Below are 17866 nucleotides of genomic sequence, written 5' to 3' on the forward strand. Positions count from 1 at the left end.
ATACGCGTATTGAACCAGTGACCACCGACATGCGGGCCGCAGGTGCGTCCGATCGGGAGAACCCGCTCGCCGGACGGCCCTGTGGAGGAGGCTCGCCGCACCAGCGGACGTCGAGCCGGCTCCGATCAACCGGATCAGGACGATCCGCACAGGTCCGACGTCGCCGTCAGCAGGACCACGAGGACGCCGATGACGACGAGGAGAGCTCCGCCCGCGGCCGTCAGGAACGGCGACTGCCCCGAAGGCCGGGCCCGTTGCCCGTGCTTCCGCAGCTGATCCCGGGCCCGCGCAGAGATCCGCTCGCTCTGAGTGATGAACACCACACCGAAGATGATCGCGATCGACGCCTAGGTGGGGGCGACGATCCGGTCCTCGATCACCGTCCGGAGGCCCTTCCCTCCCTCACGGCCCTCCTGCCGACCAGCGCCTCGCGACCCTCCCCGACGACCCCCGCCACACCGCGAAACACCGGCGAAACGTCCGTCGCATAGGCTCTCCGGGTGAAACGACTGTTTCTCTCCCGCTCGTGAAGAGGTGGCCCATGACCGCGCCCGCACCGTTCCTCCCCGTCGATCCGCCGCCGCGCCTGCTGATGGGGCCGGGCCCGATCAACGCGGATCCGCGCGTCCTGCGTGCGATGTCGGCGCAGCTGGTCGGGCAGTACGACCCGTTCATGACGGCGACGATGACGGAGACGCAGGAGCTGTACCGGCAGGTGTTCCGCACCCGCAACGAGAAGACGATGCTCGTCGACGGCACGAGCCGTGCGGGCATCGAGGCGGCGCTGGTCTCGATGCTGGAGCCGGGCGACCGCGTGCTCGTGCCGGTCTTCGGGCGGTTCGGGCACCTCCTCCGGGAGATCGCGGAGCGCTGCGGCGCGGAGGTGCACGTGATCGAGGCCGAGTGGGGGCAGGTCTTCCCCGTCTCGGCGATCGCCGAGGCCCTGGCCCGGGTGAAGCCGAAGATGCTGGCCGTGGTCCACGGCGACACGTCGACCACCATGGCGCAGCCGCTGGAGGAGCTCGGCGCCCTCTGCGAGAAGCACGGCGCCCTTTTCTACACCGATGTCACCGCCTCCCTCGCGGGCAACGCCTTCGCGACCGACGAGCTCGGGCTCGACGCGGTCACCGCGGGGCTCCAGAAGTGCCTGGGCGGCCCGTCCGGATCGGCTCCCGTCACCTTCTCGGAGAAGGCCGTCGCGGTGATCGAGTCGCGCAGGAGCATCGAGGCGGGGATCCGCGACGAGGGCGACACTGTCAGCGCCCGCCGCGTCCGCTCCAACTACTTCGACCTCGGGATGATCTTCGACTACTGGGGGCCGCGCCGCCTCAACCACCACACCGAGGCGACCACGATGCTCTACGGCGCGCGCGAGTGCGCCCGCATCGTCGTCGAGGAGGGCCTGGACGAGACGGTCGCCCGCCACGCGCTGCACGGGTCGGCGATGCTCGCCGGAGTCCGCGGCCTCGACCTCGAGGTGTTCGGCGACGTCGGGCACAAGATGACGAACGTCGTCGCGGTGCGCATTCCGCAGGGCGTGAACGGGGACGCGGTGCGCGGGGAGATGCTCGCCGACTTCGGCATCGAGATCGGCACGTCCTTCGGGCCGCTGCACGGGAAGGTCTGGCGCATCGGCACGATGGGCTACAACGCCCGGACGGACGCGGTGCTGACCACCCTGGCGGCGCTGGAGGCGGTGCTGCGCCGCGCGGGCGCCTCCGTGCCGGTGGGCGGCGGAGTCGCGGGGGCCTACGAGGTCTACGGGGCGGCACGCGCATGACCGGCACCACCACGGACCCCGCCACCGCGCCCGCCGCCGCCACCGCCGCCCCCGCCCTCGACGCCGCCGCGATCATGGCCCGCTGCGACGAGCTCGCCGCGGTCTCCTCCAGCCGCGACGGCATCGAGCGGGTCTACCTCTCGCCCGAGCACGCCCGGGTGAACGCGATGGCCGCGCGCTGGATGACCGAGGCCGGCATGCGCACCTGGCAGGACGCGGCCGGCAACCAGTGCGGCCGCTACGAGGGCGCGACTCCGGGACTCCCGGCGCTCCTGCTCGGCTCCCACCTCGACACGGTCCCCGACGCGGGCCGCTACGACGGGATCCTCGGCGTGATGCTCGCGATCGCCGTGGTGTCGCGCCTGCACGGGGCGGGCCGGCGCCTGCCGTTCGCCGTCGAGGTCGTCGCGTTCGGCGACGAGGAGGGCACCCGCTTCGGCACGGCGCTCCTCGGCTCCCGCGCCCTCGCCGGCACCTGGGACGAGCACTGGTGGGAGCTAGAGGACGCCGACGGGACGACGCTCGTCGAGGCGTTCCACGAGTTCGGGCTGGACCCCTCGCGCATCCGCACCGCCGCGCGCGACGCGCAGGACGTCCTCGCCTACCTCGAGGCGCACATCGAGCAGGGCCCCTACCTGGAGGAGGCGGACCGCGCCCTCGCCGTGGTCTCCTCGATCGCGGGCGCCCGCCGCTTCGCACTCACCCTCACCGGCAAGGCCGGGCACGCGGGCGGAGTTCCGCTCGACCGCCGCCGCGACGCGCTCACCGGAGCGGCCGAGGCCGTGCTCGCGGTGGAGCGCATCGCGCGGGAGCAGGGCGTGATCGCCACGGTCGGCCGGCTCGAGACCTTCCCGGGCGCGGTCAACGTCATCCCCGGCCGGGTCGAGTTCAGCCTCGACCTCCGCGCCGAGACCGACGCCCAGCGCGACGCGGCGTGGGACGCCATCGAGCACGCGATGTCGGAGTCGGCGTCGCGCCGCCGTCTCGCGCTGACGGTGGAGGAGACCCATTCGGCCCCCGCGGTCGTCGCCTCCTCTCGGCTGCAGGACGTCGTGCGCGCGGGCATCCGCGCGACCGGGGACGCGGAGCCGATGGTGCTGTTCTCCAAGGCCGGCCACGACGCGATGGCGGTCGCCGACCTCGCCGAGTACGCGATGCTCTTCCTCCGCTGCGAGGGCGGCGTCAGCCACCACCCGGACGAGAACGTGACCGAGGCCGACGTCGCGACCGCGCTCGACGCGTTCGAGGCGGCCGTGCTGGCGCTCGCCGACGGGACGCCGACCGCGTGACCCCCGCCCCGGCCCCCTCGACGAGCATCGGTCACCGCATCGATGCCGGCTACGCCGCGCTGTCGCGGCAGGAGCAGCGGGCGGCCGACTTCATCCTCGACCACCTCGGCGACCTGGCCGTCTACACGGCGACCGAGCTCGCCCAGCACAGCGGAGTGTCCAAGGCCACGGTCTCGCGGCTGTTCCGCCGCCTGGGGTTCTCGAACTCGCAGGAGGTGCGCGAGCACGCCCGGGCGCTGCGGTCCTCCGGTGTGCCGGTCGGTCCCGCGCAGGGGCAGGGGGATCCGCTCGCCGCGCACCTCGAGAGCGAGCGGGCGAACCTGGCCCGGCTGGCCGCCGCGTTCGGCGACGGGCGGCTGGAGGAGGCGGTGCGGCTGATCGCGGGAGCGCGCGAGGTCGTCGTGATCGGACTGCGCAACAGCTACCCGGTGGCGCTGCACCTGCGCCAGCAGCTCGCGCAGGCGCGCGGACGCGTCCGGATCGCCCCGCAGCCCGGCCAGTCGCTCGGTGAGGAGCTCGAGGGGCTCGGAGCCGAGGACGTCGTGGTGCTGGTCGGCTTCCGCCGCCGCCCCGCCTCCTTCGCGGCCCTGATCGGGACGCTCGCCGCGCGCGAGGTGCCCGTGGTGCTCCTCGCGGATCCGCCCGCCCGGCGCTACGCGGAGCACGCGGCGGTCTGGCTGGAGTGCCCGGTCGACAGCGGCACGGCGCTGGACAGCTACGCATCGGCGATGAGCGCGGTCGCGCTCGTGGCCTCCGGAGTGCTCGGGGCGTCGCCGAGGGAGTCGCGCGAGCGGATCGCCGGGATCAGCACGGCCTACGCGGAGCTCGCCGAGCTGGAGGACCGGCCGTGAGCGAGGCGGCGGAGCTGATCCGCGCGCACGCCAAGGACCCCGTCGGGCAGGCCGACCCGACTCCGGCCCTCGGCCGGGCCGAGCTGATCACCCCCACCTGCGGCGACCGGATCGAGCTGCGCGTCGACGGCGGCGCGGAGCAGGTGCGCCTCGCCTGGAGCGGGCGGGGGTGCGAGGTCTCGCGGGGATCCGCGTCGCTGCTCGCGGACGGTCTCGACGGGCTGCCGGCGTCGGACATGCGGGAGCGGACCGACGCGTTCCTCGCGGCGATGGCGCACCGGGAGGGTGCACTCGCAGGCGAGGAGCAGGCGCTGCTCGCGGTGGCGGGCAACCCCGTCCGCTCCGTCTGCGCGACGCTGGCCTGGCGGGCGCTGGCCGCCGCCCTCGACGACGCGGGCCTGGCGTGAACCGCTCAGTCCGGCCCGTCGCGGTCGGCTCCCGACCACAGATCGCCGCACTCCACCCCGCGCGCGCCCCTCGCGCGGAGCAGGTCGCGCGCGCCGGAGTCGCCGTGCACGCCCTCGAGGAGCTCCGGCCAGTGGTCCCGTCCCAGCAGCACCGGATGACCGGGCCGACCGCGGAAGACCGCGCGGGCGAGCACGTCCGGCGCGACCGGCGCCTCCGCGAGCAGCCGGGCCCCCACGCTCGGCGGCTCCTCGGGCAGGTCGACCAGGGCGACCAGCGCGGCGACGCCCTCGGCCGCGGCGAGACCCGCGCGGAGCGACGCCGAGAGGCCGCTCTCCCACTCCGCCGCGACGACCACGTCCGCGGACGGCGGCACCAGGAGGCGCGCCCGTCCGGCCTCCGCGCCCAGGACCACGAGCACCCGCTCGCAGCCCACCGCGCGGAGCCTCTCGACGGCCCGCTCCACCCAGGGAACTCCCGCCGCGTCGCACCGCAGCGCCTTCGGGCCGCCCGCCCGGCGCCCCGCACCCGCCGCGAGCACCAGCCCGACGAGGTCCCGACTCCCGACCAGATCCATCCGACCATCGTGCCGCAGGCCGAGCCCCTGCTCCGCCGGACGAAGGAGACCGCATGACCGACACCCGATCCGAGACCGCCCGCGACGTGCTGCTCGCGTGCCTCGCCGTCCCCCGCTGGGCCGACGAGGTCGCCTCCGGCGCGCCCTACCCGTCGGCCGACGCGCTCGCCGACGCGGCCGAGCGGGCCGCGCGCACGCTCACCGAGGAGGAGGTGGAGGCGGCGCTGGCCGACCACCCCCGGATCGGCGAGCGGCACGCGGGCGCGGGGCGCTCCTCCGCGTTCTCGGCCGCGGAGCAGGCGGCGAGCCGCACGGGCGACGAGGAGCTGACCCGGCGGCTGCTGGCCGGCAACCGCGCCTACGAGGAGCGGTTCGGGCGCGTGTTCCTCCTCCGCGCGGCCGGCCGCGACCGGGCCGAGGTCGTCGCGGAGCTGGAGCGGAGGCTCGGGCTCGACGACGAGACGGAGGCCCGCATCGTCGCGGAGCAGCTGCGGGAGATCACGGTGCTGCGGGTCCGCGGCCTCGACGACGGGCGCCTCATCCGGGCGGACGCCGCACGATGAGCGGGCACGCCAGCCACGTCACCACCCACGTGCTCGACGCCGTCCGCGGCCGCCCCGCGCGCGGGGTCCCGGTGGCTCTCGACGCCCGCGTCGGCTCCGGCTGGGAGCGCCTCGCCGAGGCCCGCACCGACGACGACGGCCGCGTGGCGGCCTTCGGGCCGGAGCGCCTGGCCTCCGGGGTCCACCGGGTCGTCTTCGACACCGGCGCCTGGTTCGCCGCCTCGGGCACCGAGTCGTTCTACCCCGAGGTCGTCGTCGCCTTCCGCCTCGACGACGAGGAGGCGCACTTCCACATCCCGCTCCTGCTCAGTCCCTTCGCCTACTCGACCTACCGGGGCAGCTGATGCAGCTGCAGGACGTCCTCGACGCGCCGCAGCTGCGGCTGCGCGTGCTGGTCGCCGGCGACGGGGCGCTCGCGCGGCCGGTCGACGGCATCTTCACGACCGATCTGCTCGATCCGCGCCGCTACATCTCGCGCGACCAGCTGGTGCTGACCGGTCTGGTCTGGCGTCGGGACGCCCAGGACAGCGCGGCCTTCGTCGCCGCGGTCGCGGACTCGGGTGCCAGCGCTCTGCTCGCCGGCGAGGGGCTGCTGGGCTTCGTGCCGGACGACCTCGTCGTCGCCTGCCGCGAGCACGACGTCCCGCTGATCGCCGTGCCGGCCGATGTGTCGTTCGGCGCGATCACGGCGCACCTGTCGAACGCCCTCGCCGGCGACCGCGTGGCCCGGCTGACGGCCGCCCTCGCCCGCCAGCGGGAGCTGCTGACCGAGGTCTACCGGGGGCAGCAGCTCGACGAGCTCGTCACGCGCACCTCGCGCGAGCTCGGACTCCCCGTGTCGGTGCTGACCGCGACCGGCCGGACCGCGGCCTCCGCCTCGCCCCTGGGGCTGGGGGAGATCGAGCGGGTCGTGCACGCGGCGCTCACGGCCCGGCGCAGCCCGGTCGTGGTCGCGGACGCCCGCGGCGGCGCCCTGTCGGTCCTCACCGTCGCAGGCGCGGGCGAGCACCGCGCCACCTCCTGGCTGGTCGTCGTCGGGGGCGACTGGAACGACTGGCCCGCCGCAGTACTCGACGCCGTGACGGAGCTCGCCGGAGTCGTGGGGGTCTACCGGCTGCAGCGGGAGGCGGCGCTCTCGGCCGACTCCGCTCTCGCCGACCGCCTGCTCGAGCTCGTGGAGGAGGACAGCGAGCAGCCCGAGGCCGCGGTGTACCTGCGGCAGCTCGGACTCGGCGGCGCCGGGCGGTGCGCCCTGGTCGCCGCCGAGTTCGAGGGCGACGCGCCCCCGGACCTGGCGCGCCGTGTCCTGGTCGACGCCGCCGCGCACCTGGGCCGCGCCGTGGTCGGACGCGACGCCCAGGGCTGCGCGGTGGCGGTGCTGCCCACCGAGGCGACCGATGCGATCCCCACCGGCGCGGATCCGCTCGCCGTCGTCACCTCGGCGCTGCGACGAGCGGGAGCCGCGTGGCCGGGCGCCGTGCTGCGCGTCGGGACGAGCGCCGCGACTCCGCTGCCCGCGCTCGGCGGCGCCCTCCGCTCGGCACGCTACGGGATGCTGCTGCCGGGCTCTCCTGGCGACGACGCTCCGGTGCGGGTCAGCGACTCCGGGGAGGTCACCTCCGCCGTGCAGCTGCTGAGCGCGGTCCCCGACCACCTGCGCTCGGTGTTCGTCGAGCTGGTGCTCGGGCGGCTCGTCGAGCACGACGCGCGCTACGGCTCGCAGCTGGTCGCCACGCTCGCGGCGTTCCTCGACTGCGGCGGCTCGTGGGTGCGCACGGCGGAGCAGACGCACCTGCACCTGAACACGGTGCGGTACCGCATCGCGAGGGTGGAGGAGCTGACGCAGCGCGACCTGTCGGACACCGCGGACCGCGCCGACCTGTTCCTGGCGCTGCGCCTGCGCTGACGGCCGGGTGCGCGCGGTCCGCACCGCGCCGCCCGGGCCGGCCCCGTCACTCCGGAGCCACGATCCGCCTGCCCCGGACGTGCACCGCGGCGATCGCCGGCTCGCGCAGGGTCATCAGCAGGGCGAAGAGCAGCTGGGCCGTCGCCTCCTCCTCGTCGTCCGCGCGGATCCCGTGGGCGAGGACGTCGGCGAGCGGCTCCCACCGGTCGGGCTCGATGCGGAGGAAGTCCGCGTCCTTCCCGGGGTCGAGGCTGCCGAACCGCTCCTCCTGGTCGAGCGCCCGCGCGCCGGCGAGCGTCGCCGTGAACAGGAGCTCGGCCGGATGCAGGGCGACGGCCGCGTCGCCGGGCTCCGAGAGGTGCACCTTGAAGGCGTCGTTCGCCACTCGCGCCAGCAGCCACTCGTCGCCCGCGCCCACGTCCGAACCGAGGGCGACGGTGACCCCCGAGGCGACGGTCCGGCGCCAGGGCATGGTGCCGGAGCCGAGGAACTGCTGCGAGGTCGGGCAGTGGGCGATCGAGGTGCCGGTCTCCTCCATCCGGTGCAGCTCCGCGTCCTGGCAGTGCACGGCGTGAGCGAGGATCGTGCGCGGCCCGAGGAGGGAGGAGCCGCCGCGCGCGGAGCCGGGCAGGAAGAGCCCGTCGTAGGTGTCGAGGTAGCTGCGGGTGCCGTACGCGCCGAGCACGGCGGCGATCTCGCCGTCGCCGGGCCGGTCGTTCTCGTTGAGGTGGCTGTGCACGTAGACGCCGCGTCCGCGGACGTCGTCGTAGAGGTCGCCGAGGGCTCCGAGGGTCCGGGGAGTGACGGACAGCGAGAACCGCGGGACGAGCGCGACCTGCAGGAGCTGGTCCCTCCCGTGCCAGCGGTCGATCTCCTCCGACGCGAGCGTCAGCGCCTTCTCCTCGGAGGTGATCAGGGGAGCCGCCGAGGCCGGGCCCGTGGTCTGGATGCCGCGCCCCGACACGATCCGCAGCCCCGCCTCGCGGCTGCGCTCGAAGAGGGCGTCCTGCGCGGCCGGGAACGCGGAGCCGAAGACCATCGCGGCGGTCGTGCCCGCGGCCACCCGCCGCCGGGTGAAGGCGTGCGCGACGACGTCGGCGAACTCCGGGTCGGCGAGCCGCGCCTCCGCGGGGAACACCGTCCGGTCGAGCCACTCGAGCAGCTGGCCGCCGCCGAAGCCGTCGGTCGAGAACGTCTGGGGGAAGTGCACGTGCGCGTCGACGAAGCCGGGCAGCAGGATCGACGCGGCGTCGCCGGAGACCGGCAGGAGCGCGAAGCGGTCCGGCAGCTCGCGGTACGGACCGACCCAGGCGATCGTGCCGTCCTCGTCCACGGCGAGAGCGCCGTCCGGGATCGACACCAGCGACTCCCGCGCGGTCGTGAGCGTCGCACCCCCGGCGACGTGCAGCACGTGCCCCCGGTGGACGCCCCCGGCGCCGGTCACACCAGGCCCGTGTAGGCGGTCCAGGCGGATCCCGCGGGCGGCGCGTCGTCGCGGGTGACGCTCGCCTGGATCAGCCCGTAGGGGCGGTCGGCGGCGTGGAAGACCTCGTTGTCGTTCTCGACGCCGAAGGGCGAGAGGTCGTAGACGAAGTGGTGCTTGTTCGGCGCGGAGAGACGGATCTCGACGATCTGCGGGTACTCCTCCAGGACCGCCTTCCCCATCTCGAAGAGCGTCTGCTGGAGGGCGAGGGAGTGCACGGTCGCGAAGCGGCTCGTCGTGAGCGCCTTGACGCCCGCGTAGACCGCCTCCCAGTCCATCGCCGCGATCTCGTCCTCGCTCAGGGCGAAGCGCCACCTCGCGACCAGCGAGGTCGCCATCACCCGGTCGTTCGTCGGCTGCAGGACCGTGTACGGGTCGGTGAGGAAGCCGTGGAACTCGCTCCCCGTGGACTTCAGGATCGTGAGGTCCTTGAAGCCGCCGGTGATCCAGATCCGCCGCTCCTCGCCCGAGCCCTCGACCGTGACCGACGCGATCCGCGTCTCCTGGCCCTTCCGGACCCAGGTGTGGTCGTGCTCGCGCCCGTCCACCAGCACGCGCTCCCAGGCGAACTCCTCGATCTCGATGCGGGCGCCGTGGACGGGCTCGTAGCCGTCGACGAAGTGGCGGGCCAGCTCGAGGCCGTAGGGCTCGATCGAGCGCAGGCCCTTCTCCTTGGCGAAGGCGTACGCCGTCTGCTTCTGCGTGTCCGTGGGCAGGACGGCCGACTGGTCGCCCTCTCGGTGCGCGGCCTCGAAGTCGCCGCGGAGGGCCGTGGAGACGTTGACGTCGTGGATCTCGTGCCGCGGGGTCTCGCGGTAGATCCGCACGACGCGGTTCTCGGCCTTCCCGTACTGGTGGTCCCCGAGGATGATCGACATGTCCGCTCCTGTCCGTTCCGTGCGGCCGGGCCCGGTCACGCGGTGGTGCCCGTCCTGCTCGCGGCTCCTGCGAGCCCGTCTGCCAGCCTCGCGCCTGCCGGGGGCTCCGCGCACCGGCGGAGCATCCCGAGGAGCCGCCGCCGGGACTCCGAGTCTTGTGCGATCCGCCCGCTCCGCGGCTCCGACCCGCCTCCGTTCACACACTCGAAACCTGCCGATGACACGGCGGCGCTCGGCGTGAGCGGGGGAGCTCCCCGAGGTGTCGTCAGGGAGGCGGGGCATCGGCGGGTCGAGGTCAGGGGCGGCTGAGGAGGCGCCCGGCGGGCGGGACCGTCGCGGCGGTGACGCGTCGGCCGCCGACCCAGGTGGCGGCGACGGCGCCGCGGAGGACGCGGCCCTCGTAGGCCGAGACGGGGTTCCGGTGCGAGAGGGCGTCGACGTCTACGCGCCACTGCGCCTCCGGGTCGAACGCGACCAGGTCGGCGTCGGACCCCGCGTGCAGCAGGCCCTTCTGGCCGAGCCCGGCGAACGCGGCGGTCGCCGTGGACATCCAGACGACGACCTGCTCGAGCGGGATGCCCCGCTCGCGGGCCCCGGTCCAGACCGCGCGGAAGCTCAGCTCGAGTCCCGAGATCCCGCCCCAGGCGACGCCGAAGTCGCCGCCGGCGGGGAGCTTCAGCTCGGCGGTGGCGGGGGAGTGGTCCGAGGCGATGATGTCGATCGTCCCGTCGAGCAGCCCCTTCCAGAGCAGCTCGCGATTGCGCTCGTCGCGGATCGGCGGGCAGCACTTGAACTGCGTGCCGCCGTCGGGGATCGAGCCGGCGTCGAAGGTGAGGTAGTGCGGGCAGGTCTCGGCGGTGATCGGCAGCCCCTCGGCCTTGGCCTCGCGCAGGAGCGGCAGCGCGTCGGCGGAGGAGAGGTGCAGGATGTGCGCGCGGCAGCCGGTCTCGCGGACGGCCTCGATCACGTGCAGGATCGCGCTGCGCTCGGAGGCGGGCGGGCGGGAGTCGACGAACGCGCCGTAGGAGGCGCCGGGCTCCAGCGCGCTCGCCTCCAGCTCGGCCGGGTCCTCGGCGTGCACGATCAGCAGTCCGTCGAAGGCGGCGATCTCGCGCATCGCCTCGACGAGCTGCTCCCGGCTCAGGTGCGGGAACTCGTCCACGCCGCTCGGCGAGAGGAAGCACTTGAAGCCGAAGACGCCCGCGTCGTGGAGCTCGCTCAGCGTGCCGAGGTTCGAGGGGATCGCCCCGCCCCAGAAGCCGACGTCCACCTGCGCCTGCGGCCCGGCGGCCGCGCGCTTGGCCTCGAGCCCCGCCACCGTCGTGGTCGGCGGGATCGAGTTCAGCGGCATGTCGATGATCGTGGTGACGCCCCCGGCGGCGGCCGCGCGGGTGGCGGAGGCGAAGCCCTCCCACTCCGTGCGGCCGGGCTCGTTGACGTGCACGTGGGTGTCGACGATCCCCGGGATCAGGACCTGGCCCTCGGGGAGGACGATCTCCTCCGTGGTCCGCCAGGGGGCGTCCCGCTCGCCGACCGCGACGATCAGGCCCTCGGCGATCGCGATGCTGGCCGGACGCCGGCCGTTCTCGGTCAGCACGTCGGAGGCGCGGATCACGAGGTCGAGGAAGGGAGCGTCGTCAGGCATGGATCGACCCTATACTCGGCATGTTTCCTGCGTGTGAGCGCCCGTCGGCGGCTCCGCCCGGCCTCCCCGCAGCCCCGGCGCCGTCGCCTCCCGTCCGAGAAGAGGAGGCCGTCGTGCTCGACATCGCCGACCCCCTGCTCGAGCGCGTCGAGGCGGGCGGGAGCGTCGCGGTCGTCACGGTCACGCACGTCTTCGGTTCGGCTCCCCGCGCTCTCGGCTCCTCGATGGCGGTGGACGCGGAGGGGCGCGCGATCGGCTCGATCTCCGGCGGCTGCGTCGAGGCGCAGGCGTACGCGCTGGCCCAGGAGGTGCTCGGCACCTCGGGCAGCGCGTCCGAGCACTTCGGCTTCGACGACGAGGCGGCCTTCGCCGCGGGCCTGTCCTGCGGGGGGCAGCTGCGCGTGTTCGGCCAGGTCGTCGACTCCGGCTCCACCGCGGTCCTCGCCGAGCTGCGCGCCGCCCGCGCCGGCCGCTCGGCCGCGCTGGCGATCGTCGTCGGCGGCCCGGAGGAGCTGATCGGCCTCGTCCTCACCGGAGCGACGCGCCTCCAGGACGTCGTCGGCCCGCACCTGGACGAGGACACCGCCCGCCGCATCCTCGCCGAGCGCGAGGCGCGCCTGGCCTCCGGCCGCTCGGCCACGGTCGAGACCGCCTGCCGGAGCGCCGAGCTCGAGATCGCCTACATCGTGCACGCCGAGCGGCCGCGCCTGCTGATCTACGGCGCCGTCGACTTCTCCGCCGCGCTCTGCTCCGCCGGCGCCCTGCTCGGCTACCGCGTGACCGTCTGCGACGCGCGTCCGGTGTTCGCGACCGCCGAGCGCTTCCCCGGCGCCGACGAGGTCCTCGTCGAGTGGCCGTCCGACCACCTCGCCCGCGCCGAGGTCGACTCGCGCACCGTGATCGCGGTGCTCACGCACGACGAGAAGTTCGACATCCCGCTGCTCGAGACCGCGCTCGCGCTCCCGGTCGTCTACGTCGGCGCGATGGGATCGCGGCGCACCCACGAGCGGCGGCTGCGGCTGTTGCGCGAGGCGGGAGTGACGGAGGAGGCGCTCGCCCGCCTGCACTCGCCGATCGGCCTGGACATCGGCGCGTCGACGCCGGAGGAGACGGCCGTGTCGATCCTCGCGGAGGTCCTCGCCGCGCGCACGGGGACGTCCGGGGAGCCGCTCGCGGGGCGCTCGGGCCCGATCCACGCGGCGCGCTGAGCCGCACGTCCTCCCCTGACGGCGCGCCGTCCTGATCGCGCCGGCCTGCTCGCACTCCGGCGGGAAACGGCCGCGAAACACCGCGCTGCCATGCTCGGGGCATGCAGCGCCACGTCCTCACCGGAGCCCACGTCGCCACCGTCGACGCGCACGGGACCGAGCACCCCGTCGGCCACGTCGTCGTCGACGACTCCCGCATCGTCGCCGTCGGAGCCGGGGACCCTCCGGCGTGGGCCCTCGACGGACGGTCCCCGACGGGCCTGCCGGCGCAGGAGGCGATCGCGCGCACGCGGGTCGACGGCCGCGGCCACCTGCTCACTCCCGGGCTCGTCAACACGCACCACCACCTCTACCAGTGGCTCACCCGCGGCTGGGCGCAGGACTCGATCCTCTTCGACTGGCTCGTCGCGCTCTACCCCGCCTGGTCCCGCATCGACGCCGACCTGACCCGCTCCGCCGCCCTCGGCGCGATGGGCGTCCTCGCCCGGTCCGGCTGCAGCACGGTCGCCGACCACCACTACGTCTTCCCACGGGGCTCCGGCGACATCGTCGGCGGCATCGTCGACGCGGCCGGCACCCTCGGCCTCCGGCTGCACGCGACCCGCGGGTCGATGGACCTCGGCGAGTCCCGGGGCGGCCTCCCGCCGGACTTCGCCGTCGAGACCACGGCGGCCGCGCTCCAGGCCAGTGGAGAGACGGTCCAGCGGTACCACGACGCCTCCGCCGACGCGATGGTGCGGGTCGCGATCGCCCCGTGCTCGCCCTTCTCGGTGACCACCGACCTGCTGCGCGAGTCGGCCGTCCTCGCCCGTCAGCTCGGGGTCCGGCTGCACACCCACGGCTCCGAGACCGTGGAGGAGGACGCCTACACGCGGGAGGCGTTCGATCTCTCGCCCACCGACCACCTGGAGTCGCTCGGCTGGCTCGGCGACGACGTCTGGATGGCGCACTGCGTCCACCTCGACGCCGACGCGATCGCGAAGTTCGCGGCCACGGGCACCGGAGTCGCGCACTGCCCGTCCTCGAACGGCCGGCTCGCGGCGGGCATCGCGCCGATCCCGCAGCTGCTGGCTGCGGGAGCCCCGGTCGGCCTCGGCGTGGACGGCGCGGCGTCGAACGAGTCCGGTCAGCTCGGCTCCGAGATCCGCGCCGCGGTGCTGATGAACCGCCTGCGCGCCGGCGCCGACCGGATGAGCGCCCGGCAGGCGCTCTCGGTCGCCACCATCGGCGGGGCCCGGGTGCTCGGCCGGCAGGACGAGATCGGCTCGATCGAGGTCGGCAAGCTCGCCGACCTCGCGCTCTGGCGGATCGACGGGATCGAGCACGCGGGCATCGCGGACCCGGTCGCGGCCCTCGCGCTCGGAGCGCAGCCCCCGCTGAGCCTGCTCCTGGTGCAGGGTCGCCCGACGGTGCGGGAGGGACGGCTGGTGAACGCGGACGAGGACAGGATCGCCCGCGAGGTCGCCCGGGCGAGCACGGAGCTGGCGTCGCGCGTCTGAGCTGCGGCAGCCGATCGGCGCTCAGCCCGTCGTCGTTCAACCGGGCGGCGCCTCCGCCTCGACGGACGCGACCGGGGCGGCGTCCGGGTGCAGGAGCCGCCAGACCCGGTCGCGGGAGAGCGGCAGCTCGGTCGGCCGCACGCCGATCGCGTCGCGGACGGCGTTGGCGAGTGCGGGGGCGACCGGGTTGTAGGGCGCCTCGCTCATCGACTTCGCGCCGAACGGCCCGAGCTCGTCGGCGGTGTCCGCGAAGAGCACCTCGGTCTCAGGCACGTCCGCCATCTGCGGGATGTGGTAGTTCCGGAGGATCGCCGTGGTCACGGTGCCCTCGCCGTCGAGGATCACCTCCTCGTACAGCGCCGAGCCGATCGCCTGCGCCACTCCGCCCTCGACCTGCCCGCGGCACTGCGCCGGGTTGATCACGAAGCCGGCGTCGGCCGCCTGGACCGACTGCAGGATCCGCACCTCGCCCGTCGGCTCGTGCACCGCGACGCGGAAGCCCTGGACGTTGAACGCGAGCGAGCGCTGAGCGCCGTCCTCGCTCCCGGTCGCGGTGACCGGTCCGCCGGCCGCGCGGACCAGATCGGCGAACGCGACCCGGGTGCCGTCCGGAGCGAGCAGGCCCTCGTCGTCGGGCTCGAAGGTCTCGTCGTGCCCGGTCAGCCGCTTCGCGAGCGCCTGCAGCTCGGCGAGGAGGCGCGTCGCGGCCGAGTGGACGGCCTTGCCCGCGACCACCGTGCCGGCGCTGCCGAATGCTCCGGTGTCGTAGCGGGCCGCGTCCGTGTCGGACTGGCGGATCCGCACCCGGTCGGCCGAGGCGCGGAAGGCGCTCGCGACCAGCTGCGTGTGCACGGTGGTCGTCCCGTTGCCGAACTCGGCCGTGCCGACGCCGATGGTCAGCACTCCCTCGGCGTCGACGGTTACGGTCGCCTCCGAGAAGTGGCCCCGCGGTGGGATGGTGGCGATCATCGCCAGTGCCGTGCCCTGCCCTGTCCGCCACCCCGGTCCGTCGGGGGCGGGGGAGCCGCCGCCGCCGGCCAGTGCCGCCTCGGTGAGGTCGAGGCACTGGTCGAGCCCGTAGGAGGCGAAGCCGATGTCGTCGCCCTCGACGTGCGTGACCACCAGCGGCTCGCCCGGGCGCACCGCGTTGATCCGCCGCAGCTCGAACGGGTCGATCCCGAGCTCGCGGGCGAGATCGTCCATCGCCGACTCGATGCCGAAGATCACCTGCCCGAGGCCGTAGCCGCGGAACGCCCCCGAGGGGAGGTTGTTCGTGTAGACGGCCTGCGCGTCGACGCGCTTGCTGGGCGCGCTGTAGACGGCGACCGACTCCGAGGTGCCGTGGAACATCACGCCGGGTCCGTGGTTGCCGTAGGCGCCGGTGTCCGAGAGCACGTCCACGGCGAGGGCGGTCAGCCGTCCGTCGCGCCGGGCGCCGAGCGTGACGCCGACCCGCATCGGGTGTCGGCAGGGGGCCATCGTGAACTCGTCGCTCCGGGTGAACTCGAACTGCACGGGCCGGCCGGTGGCGAGCACGGCGAGGGCGACGACGTCCTCCGTCAGGATCTCCTGCTTGCCGCCGAAGCCGCCGCCCACCCGTGCCGTGAAGACGCGGACGGTCGACGGATCGCGGTCGAACAGGCGCGCGATCTCGTCGCGCACGAGGAAGGGCACCTGCGTTGAGGTCCGCAGCACCAGCTCTCCGCCCTCGAGCCAGCCGATGGTGCCGTGGGTCTCGAGCGCCGTGTGCGCGACCCGCGAGGTCGAGTACCGGCCCTCGACGACCACGTCGGCCTCCGCGAGTCCGGCGGCCACGTCCCCGTACTCTCCGTGGAGCTCCGCGACGACGTTCGCCTCCGGCCGGGCGATGCGCGAGGCGATCGGATCCTTGTCGGCGTGCAGGAGCGGCGCGCCGGCCGAGCGCGCCTCCTCCGGGTCGAAGACGGCGGGCAGCACCTCGTAGTCGACCTCGACGGCGCGGCAGGCCGCCTCCGCCTCGGCCACCGACTCCGCGACCACCACGGCCACGCGCTGCCCGCGGAACCGGACGACCGTGTCGAGCATGCGGGTGTCGTCCGGGTCGTCGAGCCGGGACTCGTGGCGGGCGGTGGAGTAGAGGACGTCCGGGACGTCCTCGGCGGTGAGGACCGCGACGACGCCCCGCATCGCGCGGGCGGCGGTCGTATCGATCGAGCGGATGCGCGCGTGGGCGTGCGGGCTCTGGACGACCTTCAGGTGCAGCAGGCCGGGGACAGCGACGTCGAGGGTGAACGGCTCGCGGCCCTGGACGATCCGCCGGCCGGCGGGCGCGCCGAGCGAGCGGCCGACCCGGGACTCCTCGGCCGACGGGCGACCGGTGCGGCGGACGGGGGTGAGACCCGACGGCGGGGCCGCGTGCCGTCCGCGGACCGGGGCCTCCGTGCGATCCGCTCCGGACGGCTCGGCCGCGTGCGCGCCGTGCCCGGACGCGCAGGCGCCCGTCACGGCCTCGCGGATGGGACGGTAGCCCGTGCACCGGCAAAGGTTGCCCTTCATCAGCCGCGGCACGTCCTCGGCGCGGACTCCGTCGAGCGCCGTGGCCGTGACCACCATGCCGGCCGTGCAGAAGCCGCACTGGAACGCGCCGGCCTCGACGAACGCCTCCTGCACCGCGCTCGGCTCCTCGGGCGTGCCAAGGCCGGCCGCTGTCGTCACCTCGCGCCCCTCGACGCGGTGGGCGGGGTAGAGGCAGGAGTGGAACGGCGTCCCGTCGACGAGGACGGAGCAGGCGCCGCAGTCACCGGCGTCGCACCCCTTCTTCACCTCGAAGTGCTCGTGGTCGCGGAGGAGGGTGCGCAGCACCTGGCCGGGGCGGGGGGAGGCATCGACCGGCTCTCCGTTGACGGTGAACCTCATCGGGCGCCTCCGGTCAGCTCGGTGCGGATCTCCTCGGCGAGCACGCGGACGACGGCGTGGCGCCAGTCGGCGGCTCCGTGCGGGTCGGTGAACCAGGTCGCGACGCCGTCGACGGCCGCGGCGAGCTCGGCCGAGGAGGGAACGGCGGCGAAGCGGAGCAGCTCCGGCCGGACGGTCGCCGCGGTGATCGTGAGGAGGAACGCGCCGTCGGTGTCGAGGCGGCCGATGACGACGGCGCCGGAGCGTCCGAGAGGGGAGAGCGCCGTCTTGCGGAACGCGGTGCGCGCCCGGAGGGAGGAGAGCGGGAACTCGATCGAGCGGATGACGTCGTCCCGGGCCAGGGAAGTGGTCATGTCGCCGGTCACGAGCTCGGCGACCGGCACGGCGACGTCCGAGCCGTCGGCCCGCCAGACGAGGGCGGTGGCGTCGAGCGCGGCGGCGAGGCTGATCATCGGTCCTGCGGGCAGGGCGTTGGCGATGTTGCCGCCGACAGTGGCGACGTTCCAGATCTTGAAGGAGCCCAGCAGTGCCGTGCAGCACTGGAAGAAGAGCGGATGGGCGGTGTCGCCCGCGTCGGGCATCGCGGCGAGCTCGCTGAGCGTGCAGGTCGCCGCGATCGAGAGCCCGGCGTCCGTGCGCACGATCGGCTCCCACGCGAATCCCTGCAGGTCGAGGAGCTCGTCGAGGTGGTCGTGGGGGAGGGAGAACACCCAGGAGCCGCCTCCGATGACCGCTGAGCGCGGCCCGCGGCCCGCCAGCTCGGAGCGCTCGCGCACCACCCGGACGCGCTGGATCGTGTTCAGGTCCATGCCGCGCCTCCGTCCCGCGCCCGTCGGGCGTCTCCCCCCAGTGAACCCCACCCGTGTGACGCCCGTGTTTCCCCACCC

Annotated in this window: 15 protein-coding genes; 9 read left to right on the forward strand and 6 right to left on the reverse strand. The window is 74.7% G+C overall.

Annotation, left to right across the window (positions count from 1 at the left end):
- The first annotated feature begins 541 nt into the window (after window positions 1–541).
- Genes C5C53_RS11485 through C5C53_RS11500 form a run of 4 tightly spaced genes read left to right on the forward strand, consistent with a single transcriptional unit; the run spans window position 542 to window position 4327 of the window.
- On the forward strand, window positions 542–1780 hold the full coding sequence (locus tag C5C53_RS11485; protein WP_244229434.1) for an alanine--glyoxylate aminotransferase family protein: 1239 nt from the start codon (window positions 542–544) through the stop codon (window positions 1778–1780).
- Window positions 1777–3069, forward strand: a complete 1293-nt coding sequence (locus tag C5C53_RS11490) for an allantoate amidohydrolase (RefSeq protein ID WP_104267580.1) — start codon at window positions 1777–1779, stop codon at window positions 3067–3069. The genes C5C53_RS11485 and C5C53_RS11490 overlap by 4 nt, the downstream gene beginning before the upstream one ends.
- On the forward strand, window positions 3066–3920 hold the full coding sequence (locus C5C53_RS11495) for a MurR/RpiR family transcriptional regulator (protein WP_219813973.1): 855 nt from the start codon (window positions 3066–3068) through the stop codon (window positions 3918–3920). The genes C5C53_RS11490 and C5C53_RS11495 overlap by 4 nt, the downstream gene beginning before the upstream one ends.
- Window positions 3917–4327, forward strand: coding sequence for an iron-sulfur cluster assembly scaffold protein (locus C5C53_RS11500; RefSeq protein WP_104267581.1), 411 nt, complete (start codon window positions 3917–3919; stop codon window positions 4325–4327). The genes C5C53_RS11495 and C5C53_RS11500 overlap by 4 nt, the downstream gene beginning before the upstream one ends.
- A 5-nt stretch (window positions 4328–4332) precedes the next feature.
- Here C5C53_RS11500 and C5C53_RS11505 read toward each other — a convergent pair whose 3' ends face one another.
- Window positions 4333–4902 carry an NTP transferase domain-containing protein gene (locus C5C53_RS11505; RefSeq protein WP_104234583.1) on the reverse strand — a complete coding sequence of 190 codons (570 nt, stop codon included), beginning with the start codon at window positions 4900–4902 and terminating at the stop codon, window positions 4333–4335.
- Between the two features lie 53 nt (window positions 4903–4955).
- On the opposite strand from C5C53_RS11505, the gene uraD reads away from it, so the two are divergent.
- The 3 genes from uraD to C5C53_RS11520 are packed head-to-tail and all read left to right on the forward strand — an operon-like array spanning window position 4956 to window position 7371.
- The gene (uraD, locus tag C5C53_RS11510; protein WP_104267582.1) at window positions 4956–5465 is read left to right on the forward strand and encodes a 2-oxo-4-hydroxy-4-carboxy-5-ureidoimidazoline decarboxylase; all 510 of its coding nucleotides are present in this window, start codon (window positions 4956–4958) and stop codon (window positions 5463–5465) included.
- On the forward strand, window positions 5462–5809 hold the full coding sequence (gene uraH / locus C5C53_RS11515; RefSeq protein ID WP_104267583.1) for a hydroxyisourate hydrolase: 348 nt from the start codon (window positions 5462–5464) through the stop codon (window positions 5807–5809). Before uraD ends, uraH begins: the two co-directional genes overlap by 4 nt.
- The gene (locus tag C5C53_RS11520) at window positions 5809–7371 is read left to right on the forward strand and encodes a PucR family transcriptional regulator (RefSeq protein ID WP_104267584.1); all 1563 of its coding nucleotides are present in this window, start codon (window positions 5809–5811) and stop codon (window positions 7369–7371) included. Before uraH ends, C5C53_RS11520 begins: the two co-directional genes overlap by 1 nt.
- A 46-nt stretch (window positions 7372–7417) precedes the next feature.
- Here C5C53_RS11520 and C5C53_RS11525 read toward each other — a convergent pair whose 3' ends face one another.
- The 3 genes from C5C53_RS11525 to allB all read right to left on the reverse strand — a co-directional run bounded on the left by C5C53_RS11525 (window position 7418) and on the right by allB (window position 11377).
- Window positions 7418–8815 (reverse strand): amidohydrolase family protein, encoded by a 1398-nt coding sequence (locus C5C53_RS11525; protein WP_104267585.1) that lies wholly within the window; start codon window positions 8813–8815, stop codon window positions 7418–7420.
- Complete coding sequence (pucL, locus tag C5C53_RS11530; RefSeq protein WP_104267586.1) at window positions 8812–9732, reverse strand: factor-independent urate hydroxylase; 921 nt, start codon at window positions 9730–9732, stop codon at window positions 8812–8814. Before pucL ends, C5C53_RS11525 begins: the two co-directional genes overlap by 4 nt.
- Window positions 9733–10027: 295 nt before the next feature.
- Complete coding sequence (gene allB / locus C5C53_RS11535; RefSeq protein ID WP_104267587.1) at window positions 10028–11377, reverse strand: allantoinase AllB; 1350 nt, start codon at window positions 11375–11377, stop codon at window positions 10028–10030.
- 113 nt (window positions 11378–11490) lie between these two features.
- Between allB and C5C53_RS11540 the strand changes: the two genes are divergently transcribed.
- Both C5C53_RS11540 and C5C53_RS11545 read left to right on the forward strand, forming a co-directional pair.
- Window positions 11491–12585 (forward strand): XdhC family protein, encoded by a 1095-nt coding sequence (locus C5C53_RS11540; RefSeq protein ID WP_104267588.1) that lies wholly within the window; start codon window positions 11491–11493, stop codon window positions 12583–12585.
- 101 nt (window positions 12586–12686) lie between these two features.
- The gene (locus C5C53_RS11545; protein ID WP_104267589.1) at window positions 12687–14084 is read left to right on the forward strand and encodes an 8-oxoguanine deaminase; all 1398 of its coding nucleotides are present in this window, start codon (window positions 12687–12689) and stop codon (window positions 14082–14084) included.
- A gap of 36 nt (window positions 14085–14120) precedes the next feature.
- On the opposite strand, the gene C5C53_RS11550 is transcribed toward C5C53_RS11545, so the two are convergent.
- Both C5C53_RS11550 and C5C53_RS11555 read right to left on the reverse strand, forming a co-directional pair.
- Window positions 14121–16979 carry a molybdopterin cofactor-binding domain-containing protein gene (locus tag C5C53_RS11550; protein ID WP_104267590.1) on the reverse strand — a complete coding sequence of 953 codons (2859 nt, stop codon included), beginning with the start codon at window positions 16977–16979 and terminating at the stop codon, window positions 14121–14123.
- Window positions 16976–17788 carry an FAD binding domain-containing protein gene (locus C5C53_RS11555; RefSeq protein ID WP_104267591.1) on the reverse strand — a complete coding sequence of 271 codons (813 nt, stop codon included), beginning with the start codon at window positions 17786–17788 and terminating at the stop codon, window positions 16976–16978. Before C5C53_RS11555 ends, C5C53_RS11550 begins: the two co-directional genes overlap by 4 nt.
- Between the last annotated feature and the right edge of the window lie 78 nt (window positions 17789–17866).

Source organism: Rathayibacter sp. AY1E3, from assembly GCF_002932235.1.
In the GTDB taxonomy this organism is placed as follows: Bacteria; Actinomycetota; Actinomycetes; order Actinomycetales; family Microbacteriaceae; genus Rathayibacter.